7 protein-coding genes and 1 pseudogene are annotated in these 10913 nt (G+C 68.6%); 2 read left to right on the top strand and 6 right to left on the bottom strand.

Annotated elements, in window-relative coordinates; translation table 11 throughout:
• Positions 1-50 precede the first annotated feature (50 nt).
• Entirely contained in the window at positions 51-1118 is a 1068-nt protein-coding gene (locus J7E68_RS03250) for an NADH:flavin oxidoreductase/NADH oxidase (protein ID WP_215169804.1), read from the top strand.
• Between the two features lie 71 nt (positions 1119-1189).
• On the opposite strand, the gene J7E68_RS03245 is transcribed toward J7E68_RS03250, so the two are convergent.
• The 3 genes from J7E68_RS03245 to J7E68_RS03235 all read right to left on the bottom strand — a co-directional run bounded on the left by J7E68_RS03245 (position 1190) and on the right by J7E68_RS03235 (position 5129).
• On the bottom strand, positions 1190-2251 hold the full coding sequence (locus tag J7E68_RS03245) for a hemolysin family protein (RefSeq protein WP_215169802.1): 1062 nt from the start codon (positions 2249-2251) through the stop codon (positions 1190-1192).
• Positions 2248-3564, bottom strand: coding sequence for a hemolysin family protein (locus tag J7E68_RS03240; RefSeq protein WP_215169800.1), 1317 nt, complete (start codon positions 3562-3564; stop codon positions 2248-2250). The genes J7E68_RS03245 and J7E68_RS03240 overlap by 4 nt, the downstream gene beginning before the upstream one ends.
• Before the next feature lie 110 nt (positions 3565-3674).
• Complete coding sequence (locus J7E68_RS03235) at positions 3675-5129, bottom strand: GuaB1 family IMP dehydrogenase-related protein (RefSeq protein WP_215169798.1); 1455 nt, start codon at positions 5127-5129, stop codon at positions 3675-3677.
• A gap of 158 nt (positions 5130-5287) precedes the next feature.
• Here J7E68_RS03235 and J7E68_RS03230 point away from each other — a divergent pair, with 158 nt between their 5' ends.
• Complete coding sequence (locus J7E68_RS03230) at positions 5288-8968, top strand: multifunctional oxoglutarate decarboxylase/oxoglutarate dehydrogenase thiamine pyrophosphate-binding subunit/dihydrolipoyllysine-residue succinyltransferase subunit (protein ID WP_215169796.1); 3681 nt, start codon at positions 5288-5290, stop codon at positions 8966-8968.
• Between the two features lie 87 nt (positions 8969-9055).
• On the opposite strand, the gene J7E68_RS03225 is transcribed toward J7E68_RS03230, so the two are convergent.
• From J7E68_RS03225 to J7E68_RS03215, 3 genes and pseudogenes are all read right to left on the bottom strand, one after another.
• Positions 9056-10216, bottom strand: a complete 1161-nt coding sequence (locus J7E68_RS03225; protein ID WP_251048586.1) for a GNAT family N-acetyltransferase — start codon at positions 10214-10216, stop codon at positions 9056-9058.
• A 102-nt stretch (positions 10217-10318) separates the two neighbouring features.
• Complete coding sequence (locus J7E68_RS03220) at positions 10319-10564, bottom strand: zf-HC2 domain-containing protein (protein ID WP_056376255.1); 246 nt, start codon at positions 10562-10564, stop codon at positions 10319-10321.
• Positions 10561-10913: pseudogene (locus J7E68_RS03215) on the bottom strand (sigma factor-like helix-turn-helix DNA-binding protein); the annotation flags it as partial. The gene J7E68_RS03220 and the pseudogene J7E68_RS03215, both read right to left, overlap by 4 nt.

Genomic DNA, 10913 nt, shown 5'->3' with positions numbered 1-10913 from the left:
ACGTTAGTGCGGTGGCCCTCGCCACCCCACCCGCGCACTAGCGTCGAAGGGTGAGCATTCTCTTCTCTCCCGTCAGCATCCGTTCCGTCACCTTCCGCAACCGACTCTGGGTCTCCCCCATGTGCATGTACAGCGCGGTCGACGGCGTCGTGCAGGAATGGCACCACACCCACCTCACGCAGTTCGCCTCCGGCGGTGCGGGCCTGATCGTGGCCGAGGCGACCGCCGTGGTGCCGGAGGGCCGTATCTCACCCCGCGATGTCGGGCTGTGGAACGATGAGCAGCGCGACGCCTGGGTGCCGATCGTCGAGGCCATCCATGCGCGTGGCGCCGCAGCCGGCATCCAGCTCGCGCACGCAGGGCGCAAGGCGTCGACCTGGTGGCCGTGGGCGGACGAGCGCGGATCGGTGCCCGAGAGCGAGGGCGGCTGGACGACCACCGCGCCGTCGGCGATCGCCTTCGACGGCTTCGCCGAGCCCGTGGCACTGGACGCCGACGGCATCGACGCGGTCGTCGAGGGGTTCGCCACGGCGACGCGGCGTGCGCTCGACGCCGGTTTCGACGTGCTCGAGATCCACGGCGCGCACGGATACCTGCTGCACCAGTTCCTCTCACCGCTCTCGAACCTGCGCGACGACGAATACGGAGGATCCCTCGAGAACCGCGCTCGGCTGCTCCTCCGAGTGGTCGACGCCATCCGCGAGACAGCGGGCGACGGGGTGCCGCTGTTCGTGCGCATATCGGCGACGGATCACGCCGACGGCGGCTTCACCCCGGATGAGGCGTCGCTCGTCGCCGCCTGGGCGACCGAGCACGGCGCCGACCTCATCGACGTCTCCAGCGGCGGACTCGTGGCCCACCAGCAGATCAGCGTCTTCCCCGGGTATCAGGTGCCGCTGGCCGAGACGGTCCGCCAGGGCGGACGGATCCCCGTGACCGCGGTCGGGCTCATCACGGCCGCCGAGCAGGCCGAGCAGGTGCTCGTCGAGGGTGCGGCGGATGCGATCTTCGCCGGTCGTGAGTGGCTGCGCGACCCGCACTTCGCCCTGCGCGCGGCCCACGAACTCGGCGCGGACATCGTCTGGCCGCCGCAGTACGACCGCGCCCACTGGCGCTGACCCGCCGCCCCGCTCCACGCGCGCAGAAGCCCCCGGCCCACAGGGACCGGGGGCTTCTGCCGTTCGCTCGCTCAGTGACCGCGGATGCGACGCGTCGCGTCCTGCACCTCGCCGACCAGCTCTTCGAGGATGTCCTCGAGGAACAGCACAGCGGTCGTGCGCCCCTGCGAGTCGCGCACCTTCGCGAGGTGACGCCCTGCACGCCTCATGACCGACAGCGCGTCCTCGAGGTCGGTGTCCTCCTGCACGGGCACCATGTGGTTGATGCGCTTCGCCGGTATGGGCTCGATGAGCTTCGCGGCGGCGTCCGGTCCGTGCGACGCCCGCAGGATGTCCTTGAGGTGCACGTATCCGACCGGCACCCCTTCGTCGTCGACGATCACGTATCGCGAGAATCCGTAGCGCGCGACGGCCTTCTCGATGTCGTCCGGAGTCGTCGACTGCGGCAGCGTCACGAGATCGCTCAGCGGCACGGCCACGTCGCGAGCCTTCTTGTCGGTGAACTCCACCGCGGCCGCGACCGTGCCGGCCGTATCGGTGAGCACCCCCTCCCGGCGCGACTGATCCACGATCGTCGCGACCTCGTCGAGGGTGAACGTCGATGCCGCCTCGTTCTTCGGCTCGACCCGGAACAGCCGCAGCACGCCGTTGGCGGCCGCATTCAGCACCCAGATCACAGGCATGAAGATCTTCGACACCAGCACGAGCGGCGGGGCGAGGATCAGCACCGCGCGATCGGGCACCGAGAACGCGAGGTTCTTGGGCACCATCTCGCCGAAGACGACGTGCAGGAACGACACGATCAGCAGAGCGATCGTGAACGACACCGCGTCGACCACGCCGTCCGACCAGCCGATCGCGTGCAGCGGCACGGCGAGCAGATGGTGGATGGCGGGCTCGGAGACGTTCAGGATCAGCAGCGAGCAGATCGTGATGCCCAGTTGCGATGTCGCCAGCATCAGAGTCGCGTGCTCCATCGCGTAGAGCGCGGTCTTGGCAGCGCGCGATCCGCGGTCCGCCTTCGGCTCGATCTGCGACCGACGAGCCGAGATCACGGCGAACTCGGCGCCCACGAAGAACGCGTTCGCCACGAGCAGCACGACCAGCCAGGCCAGTCCTCCCCAGTCGTTCATCGTCCGACCACCTCTCCCGGCATGTCCGGATTCGGGACGTAGCGGATGCGGTCGACACGGCGACCGTCCATCCGGACCACCTGGAGTTTGCCCGTGTCGAGCTCGACCTCGTCACCGATCGACGGAACGCGCTCGAGGACGCTCATGATGAACCCGCCGACGGTGTCGTACACATCCCCCTCGGGAACCTCGACTCCCGCGCGGCGTCGCAGCTCGTCCGGACGCAGCTCGCCGGGGAACATGATGCCGTCTCGTCCGCGGACGACGCCCGCACGGGTGCGGTCGTGCTCGTCGGACACCTCGCCCACGAGCTCCTCGACGAGGTCTTCCAGTGTCACGAGTCCGGCCGTTCCGCCGTACTCGTCGACGACAACTGCCAGCTGATATCCGCGGGCCCGGAGCTCGGAGATGAGAGCGTCGACATGCACGGTCTCGGGGACCCGCAGCGGATCGGTCGAGATCGCGCCCACGGGCACCTCGCCCCGTCGCTCGCGCGGCACCGAGATGGCGGCCTTCAGGTGCACGACACCTGTGATGTCGTCGAGGTCGTCGTCGTAGACGGGGAAGCGGCTGTGCCCCGTGCGACGTGCGAGCTGGATGACGTCGTCTGCGGAGTCGCCGACGGCGAGCGCGTGCATGCTCGGTCGCGCGGTCATCACATCGGCGGCGGTCAGCCGGGAGAAGGTCAGCGTTCGGTCGAGCAGGCTCGCGGTGTCGGCTTCGAGAAGCCCCGCGCTGGCCGAGCGACGCACCAGGGACGACAGCTCCTCAGCACTGCGCGCGCCGGAGAGCTCCTCCTTGGGCTCGATCCCGATGCTGCGCAGCACACCGTTCGCGCTGCCGTTGAGCACCACGACGGCCGGCTTGAAGACCGTCGTGAACGCGATCTGGAACGGGATGACGAGCTTCGCCGTCGCAAGCGGCAGCGCCAGGGCGAAGTTCTTCGGCACGAGCTCGCCGAGGATCATCGACAGCACCGTGGCGACGAGCATCGCGACGATCGTCGCGAGCGGGCCCACGGCCGCCTCGGGGATGTTCCAGGCCACGAGAGTGGGGCCGAGCAGGTTCGACAGCGCCGGCTCCATCGTGTACCCGGTCAGGAGCGTCGTCAGGGTGATGCCGAGCTGTGCCGAGGAGAGGTGGGTCGAGGTGTGCTTGAGTGCGCTGATCGTCAGTGCGAGACGCGATTCACCGCGGGCCTGGCGAGCTTCGAGGTCGGCGCGGTCGAGATTGACCAGCGCGAACTCGCTCGCGACGAACAGTCCGGTGCCGACGGTGAGCAGGAGCCCCACGCCCAGCAGGATGTAATCCATCAGAGATCCCCCTCGCTACGGAGGGGTGGGCAGTGGGGCGATGTACTGCAACTGGGAGGGTCGTCCATGGTGCCCACGATTCTACGGGATCAGGGTGCGGCGAGGCATGCTCACCAGCTGACGGGAAGAGCCTTCCCCTCTTCGTAGCCCGCCGCGGACTGCAGACCGACGAGGGCGCGCTCGTGGAACTCGGGCACCGACGACGCGCCCGCATACGTGAACGACGACCGCACCCCCGATGTGATCATGTCGAGCAGGTCCTCGAGCCCCGGGCGCAACGGGTCGAGGTAGATCTTCGACGAGGAGATACCCTCGGCGAACAGCTCTTTGCGGGCGCGCTCGTACGCATCGAGGCGCCCGAACCTCGCCTGCACGGCCTTGGTGGACGCCATGCCCCACGATTCCTTGAAGACGCGCCCGTCGGCGTCGCTCTGCAGCTCGCCGGGCGCCTCGATCGTCCCCGCGAACCAGGAGCCGACCATGACCGACGCCGCACCTGCCGCCAGGGCGAGCGCGACGTCGCGCGGATAGCGCACTCCCCCGTCTGCCCATACGTGCGCACCGAGCTCGCGCGCGGCCTGGGCCGTCTCGAGGACGGCGGAGAACTGGGGGCGGCCCACGGCGGTCATCATGCGCGTCGTGCACATCGCCCCCGGGCCGACGCCCACTTTGAGGATGGACGCGCCCGCGTCGACGAGGTCGTTCACGCCGTCTGCGGTGACGATGTTGCCTGCGACGATCGGGATGCCGAGGTTCAGGGCTGCGACCGCGCTCAGCGCGCGCAGCATCCCCTCCTGATGCCCGTGGGCCGTGTCGACGACGAGCACGTCGACACCGGCCGACGCCAGCGCCTTCGCCTTGGCGGCGACGTCGCCGTTGATGCCGACCGCCGCGGCGACAGCGAGACGTCCGTCGCGATCGAGCGCGGGGCGATAGAGCGTCGAGCGCAGGGCGCTGCGGGCGCTGAGCGTGCCCACGAGGTGACCATGGTGCACGATCGTCACCATCTCTGCGCCCGCGTCGGTGATCACATCGAACGCGTGGCGCTCCGAGCCGATGTCGTCGGCGTCGAGAGACGGGGTTCCGGAGTGCACCAGGTCGCCCAGCTGCGCGTCCGGCAGAGCCGTGGCCAGACGCGTGGCGGGAAGCACGCCGAGGATCTGCTCGACGTCGTGGGGTGCGGCGCCTCGCGCCACCACGATGCCGTGGCCCGCCGTCGGGGGCATCAGGCGGAGGGCGTCCGCCACCGACGCCTCGGGCGGGAGCACGATCGGGGTGTCCCACAGCACGGGCTGGGCCTTGACGTCGCGGATCGCTCCGTCGAGATCCTGCAGCGGCATGTCCTGCGGCAGCACTCCGAGGCCGCCTCGACGCGCGAGCACCGCGGCCAGTCGCGGCCCCGTCACGGAGTTCATGTTGGAGGCGACGAGCGGCAGTGTCGCCGGAGTGCCGTCCTGCGGCGCCAGATCGACCTGCAGCCGACTGGTCACCGCCGATCGGCGCGGCACCAGGAACACATCGGAATACGTCAGATCGACTGTGGGCGACTCACCGGAGAACTCCATACCCCCACGGTACTCAGATCGCGCGATCAGGGCGCACAGTTCGACGATTCGCACACCGAAACACGTTAGGCTTGGTTCTCGAGAGTGTGCGGGCCCGGACGCATCACGCGTCCTGCTGTGCATACGTGGACTTCAGTGATGAAAGAGGGCGATCGAGCGTGTCGAACCAGGTGACCGGCGTCGGGGGCGACGGGGGGTTCGGAGCCAATTCCTGGCTCGTGGAAGAGCTCTACGAGCAGTTCAAGGTGAACCGCGACTCCGTCGACAAGGAGTGGTGGCCGATCCTCGAGAAGTACCAGTCCGATGCCGCGACCGGTACTGCGACTCCGACGCCTGCAGCCGAACAGCCGGCTCACCCCGTGACCGCGCCGATCCCCGTCATCGGCACGCAGCCCGTCGCCCGCACGACGACCAAGCCTGCGGCTGCGGCTCCGATCCCCGCGCAGGCGCCGAAGCCGGCGCCCAAGCCCGAGTCCGCCGAGGCCGAGAAGCCGACCGAGGAAGACAAGATCACCCCGCTGCGCGGTCTCCCCAAGACCCTCGCGGCGAACATGGACGAGTCCCTGACCGTGCCGACCGCGACCAGCGTCCGCACCGTCCCCGCCAAGCTGATGATCGACAACCGCATCGTCATCAACAACCACATGGCGCGCACCCGCGGCGGGAAGATCAGCTTCACCCACCTCATCGGCTGGGCGCTCATCCGCACGCTCGACGAGTTCCGCAGCCAGAACGTGTTCTACGCCGAGATCGACGGCAAGCCGTCGGTCGTCGCGCCGGCCCACGTGAACCTGGGCATCGCGATCGACCTCCCGAAGCCCGATGGCACCCGCGCACTCATGGTGCCGAGCATCAAGCGTGCCGACACGCTGTCGTTCAGCGAGTACCTGGTGGCGTATGAAGACCTCGTCACGCGCGCCCGCAACAACAAGCTGACGGCTGCCGACTTCCAGGGCACCACGGTCTCGCTGACGAACCCCGGCGGCATCGGTACGGTGCACTCGGTCCCTCGTCTGATGAAGGGGCAGGGCTGCATCATCGGCGCAGGGGCGCTCGAGTACCCGGCCGAGTTCCAGGGCGCGAGCGAGAAGACGCTGAACGAGCTGGCCATCGGCAAGACGATCACGCTGACCAGCACCTACGACCACCGCGTCATCCAGGGCGCAGGCTCCGGCGAGTTCCTGAAGAAGGTGCACGAGCTCCTCATCGGCCAACGCGGCTTCTACGACGACATCTTCGCCGCCCTCCGCATCCCGTACTCGCCGATCCGATGGAACCCCGACATCGCGGTCGACCTCGCCGAGCGCGTCGACAAGCAGTCCCGCGTGCAGGAGCTCATCAACTCGTTCCGCGTCCGCGGGCACCTGATGGCCGACATCGACCCGCTGGAGTACGTGCAGCGGTCCCACCCCGACCTCGAGATCGAGAGCCACGGGCTCACGTTCTGGGATCTCGACCGCGAGTTCGTCACCGGAGGCTTCGGAGGGCGACGGGTCGCGAAGCTGCGCGACATCCTCGGCGTCCTGCGTGACTCGTACTGCCGCACTCTCGGCATCGAGTACATGCACATCCAAGACCCCGAGCAGCGCCGCTGGTTCCAGGAGAAGGTCGAGATCAAGTACCAGAAGCCCGGCCACGACGAGCAGTTGCGCGTCCTGCGCAAGCTCAACGAGGCCGAGGCGTTCGAGACCTTCCTGCAGACCAAGTTCGTCGGCCAGAAGCGGTTCTCCCTCGAGGGCGGCGAGTCCCTCGTCCCCCTGCTCGACGAGATCCTCCAGGGTGCCGCGACCGCCGGACTCGAGGGCGCGGCCATCGGCATGGCGCACCGCGGGCGACTGAACGTCCTCACCAACATCGCGGGCAAGACCTACGGCCACGTCTTCCAGGAGTTCGAGGGAACCCAGACCCCCGGAAACCAGCGCGGCTCGGGCGACGTGAAGTACCACCTCGGCACCGAGGGCACCTTCATCGCCGACGACGCGTCGGAGCTGCCCGTCTACCTCGCCGCCAACCCGTCGCACCTCGAGACCGTCGACGGCGTGCTCGAGGGGATCGTCCGCGCCAAGCAGGACCGCAAGCCGATCGGCACCTTCACCTGGCTGCCCATCCTGGTGCACGGCGACGCCGCCTTCGCAGGCCAGGGCGTCGTGGTCGAGACGCTGCAGATGTCGCAGCTGCGCGGCTACCGCACGGGTGGCACGATCCACATCGTCGTCAACAACCAGGTCGGATTCACGACTCTGCCGAACGACTCGCGCTCGTCTGTGTACTCGACCGATGTCGCGAAGACCATCCAGGCTCCGGTGTTCCACGTGAACGGCGACGACCCCGAGGCCGTCATCCACGTGGCGCAGCTCGCTTTCGAATACCGCGAGCGGTTCCACCGAGACGTGGTCATCGACCTCGTGTGCTACCGCCGACGCGGCCACAACGAGGGCGACGACCCCTCGATGACGCAGCCGCTGATGACCGATCTCATCCAGGCGAAGCGGTCGGTGCGAAAGCTCTACACCGAGTCGCTCGTCGGTCGCGGCGACATCACCGAAGAGGAGTACGACGAGGCGAAGGCCGACTTCCAGAACCGTCTGGAGATCGCGTTCGCCGAGACGCACGCCGCCGAGACCGGCGCCAACCAGGTCGTGCAGGAGCTCCCGGCCGAGGAGCAGGTCGGCGCGCCCGAGATCACCGGAGTGCCGAACGAGGTGATCCAGCTCATCGGCGACGCGTTCGTGAACAAGCCCGAGGGCTTCACCGTGCACCCGAAGCTGCAGCAGCAGCTCGAGAAGCGTCACGACATGAGCCGCAACGGCAACATCGACTGGGGCTTCGGCGAGCTTCTCGCCTTCGGCTCGCTCCTCGTCGAGGGGACGACCGTCCGTCTCGCCGGCCAGGACTCCCGCCGAGGCACCTTCGTGCAGAGGCACGCGACGCTGCACGACCGTGCGAACGGCCAGGAATGGCTGCCCCTCTCGAATCTCTCCGACTCGCAGGGCCGGTTCTTCGTGTACGACTCGCTGCTCAGCGAGTACGCCGCGCTCGGCTTCGAGTACGGCTACTCGGTCGAGGCGCCCGAGGCGCTCGTGCTGTGGGAGGCGCAGTTCGGTGACTTCGTCAACGGCGCGCAGTCCGTCATCGACGAGTACATCTCCGCTGCCGAGCAGAAGTGGGGTCAGCAGTCCAGTGTGACGCTGCTGCTGCCGCACGGATACGAAGGTCAGGGCCCTGACCACTCGTCCTCGCGCATCGAGCGCTTCCTGCAGATGTGCGCACAGGAGAACATGATCGTCGCGCGTCCCTCGACGCCGGCCTCGTACTTCCACCTGCTGCGCCGCCAGGCCTACGCGCGTCCGCGCAAGCCTCTGATCGTCTTCACCCCGAAGGCCATGCTGCGTCTGCGCGGCGCGACGAGCCCGGTCGAGGACTTCACCCAGGGTCGTTTCGAGCCCGTGATCGACGACAACCGCGGCCTCGACCGCAATGCCGTCCGACGCGTGCTCGTGCACTCGGGCAAGGTGCACTGGGACCTCAAGGCCGAGCTCGAGAAGAACCCCAACCCGGCGGTCGCCCTGGTGCGGCTCGAACAGCTCTACCCGACCCCGATCGACGGCCTGAAAGCCATCACCGACTCGTACCCGAACGCCGAGCTGGTGTGGGTGCAGGAGGAGCCGGAGAACCAGGGCGCCTGGCCGTTCCTCGCGCTCGCCTTCGCAGATGTCCCCGGCGACCGGTCCTTCCGGCCTGTGTCGCGTCCGGCATCCGCATCGCCCGCGACGGGATCGTCGAAGGTGCACGCCGCCGAGCAGGCGAAGCTGCTGCGTGACGCTCTGACGCTCGACTGATCATCTGACCAGCTCAGACACACGAGAGGGGCCCACGCGATCGCGTGGGCCCCTCTCTCGTGTGATGCGAGTGCGGGTGGTCGCCTCTCAGTACCAGATACCCAGAAGCGGGGCGTCCGACGTGCGGAACGCATCGTCCAGCGCCGCAGCGGTCTCGGCGGACGCCCGCAGGCGACCGGCGGCGCGTAGGCGCACCGCACTCACGCCGCCCGCGTAAATCGCTGAGAGGGCACCCACCGCGAGCTCGACGTCGGCCTCGACGTCGCCATCCAGCCTCACGACGGCGGCGGCACCGTCAGCGTCCGTCGTCAGTCGCCAGAGCCCTTCCGCGAAGCCGAGAGCATCGTCGACTCTCAGCACGAGGTCGAGAGGTGCCCGGTACGAACGCGCCGTGAGTACCGCAGGCACGTCGAGGATCCGCAGCCAACCGTGGTCGTGAGGGGTGAGCTCCACCCCGCGCTGATCGGTGACGAGCCAGGTGATCGGATCGTCGACGGGACGCAGGTCCACGACCACCTTCGACACCAGGTCGTGCTGCAGAGCGAAACGCCAGAGTGCCGCCAGAGCGTCCGTGGTCGTCGAGGCCAGATGGTGGATCTCCATGTCGGCCCGGAAGCTTCCGGAGACCTCCTTGAGCGAGTAGGCCATCGCTCCGCGCACCGCTCCGTCGGCGTCGACGTAGCGCACGCCTCGGACTGCGCGCGGCGCGGTGTGACCGACCGAGAGCCCGGCGATCCGCTCCCAGCGTGCATCCCAGCCGGCGATCTGGCCGGCTCGCTGCGTCCGCGCCTCCTCGTGCAGTGCCGACAGATCGGACTGCAGCGACTCGCGCTCGATGTACTCGATCCGGCCGTCGGTCGCGGGACCGTTCCATCCCGCACGCGGCGCGTCGATCGAGACCTTGGCGGCGGGAATCGCCGAGGCGAACCCGTAGCGCTCGTAGATGGTCGCCTCCGAGACCGTGAGACCGGCCAGTGGGATGCCCGCATCGGCGGCAGCGCGCAGCTCCCCCTCGAGCAGGTTGCGCGCGATCCCGCGTCGGCGATGGGTGCCCGACACGGTGACCGCGCTGATGGCCCACATGTCGACCTCACCGCCCGGAATCGTCAGAGGTGTGACCCAGGAGTTGACCGTGGCGACGGGCAGGGTTCCTTCCGGGGCTTCCTGCTCGAAGACGCCGACGTTGCGACGGGTCACGAGCGTCGCGCGGTCGGCGACGATCTGCTCGGGCGTGGGATCAGCATCCAGGAATCCCCGGGCCTCAGCCCGGAGGNNACGGGATCAACGGGGACGTTTCGCGCGTCGGTCATCCCTCCACCCTACGGGGAGGCTCGACCGGCTGCGCCTGCGTCAGTGCTGCGAGGCCTGCACCTCGCGCAGTCGCGCGAAGACCTGATCGCGCAGCTCCTCCGGAGCCGTCTCCTTGCACGCGCGCGCCACGACCTCTGTGAGCGTCGTCGCCACGAGCGCCTCGTCCCGGCAGGACGGGCAGTTCTCGAGATGCTCGCGGATCTCGGTGTGCTCGGTGTTGCACACCTCGTTGCGGAGGTACTCCTCGAGATCCTTGCGGGCTTTGTCGCAGCCGCAGTCGGTCATTTCGTGCTCCTCGGGTCGGCCGCGGAGATTCCCCGCTCCGCGGCGTAGTCAGCCAGCAGCTCGCGCAGCATCCGTCTGCCTCGATGCAGACGGCTCATCACGGTGCCGATGGGTGTCTTCATGATGTCCGCGATCTCCTGGTAGGCGAATCCCTCGACATCAGCGAGGTACACCGCCAACCGGAAGTCCTCGGGAACCGCCTGCAGTGCGTCCTTCACGACGGACGCCGGCATGCGATCGATCGCCTCGGCCTCGGCCGCACGACTGTGCGCAGCCGTCGTCGACTCCGCCCCGCCGAGCTGCCAGTCCTCGAGCTAGTCGCTCGTGCCCTGGTACGGCTCGAGCTGCT

Origin of the sequence: Microbacterium sp. ISL-103 (genome assembly GCF_018613995.1) — a bacterium.
Classification (GTDB): Bacteria; Actinomycetota; Actinomycetes; order Actinomycetales; family Microbacteriaceae; genus Microbacterium.
Note: the sequence above shows the minus strand (reverse complement) of the source record. Positions and strands in the feature narration are given on the sequence as shown.

Excerpts from the sequence above, each read along its gene's own strand:
- J7E68_RS03235 (WP_215169798.1), bottom strand. The coding sequence starts at position 5,129 with ATGGAGTTCTCCGGTGAGTCGCCCACAGTCGATCTGACGTATTCCGAT.
- J7E68_RS03220 (WP_056376255.1), bottom strand. The coding sequence starts at position 10,564 with ATGACCGACTGCGGCTGCGACAAAGCCCGCAAGGATCTCGAGGAGTAC.
- J7E68_RS03245 (WP_215169802.1), bottom strand. The coding sequence starts at position 2,251 with ATGAACGACTGGGGAGGACTGGCCTGGCTGGTCGTGCTGCTCGTGGCG.
- J7E68_RS03240 (WP_215169800.1), bottom strand. The coding sequence starts at position 3,564 with ATGGATTACATCCTGCTGGGCGTGGGGCTCCTGCTCACCGTCGGCACC.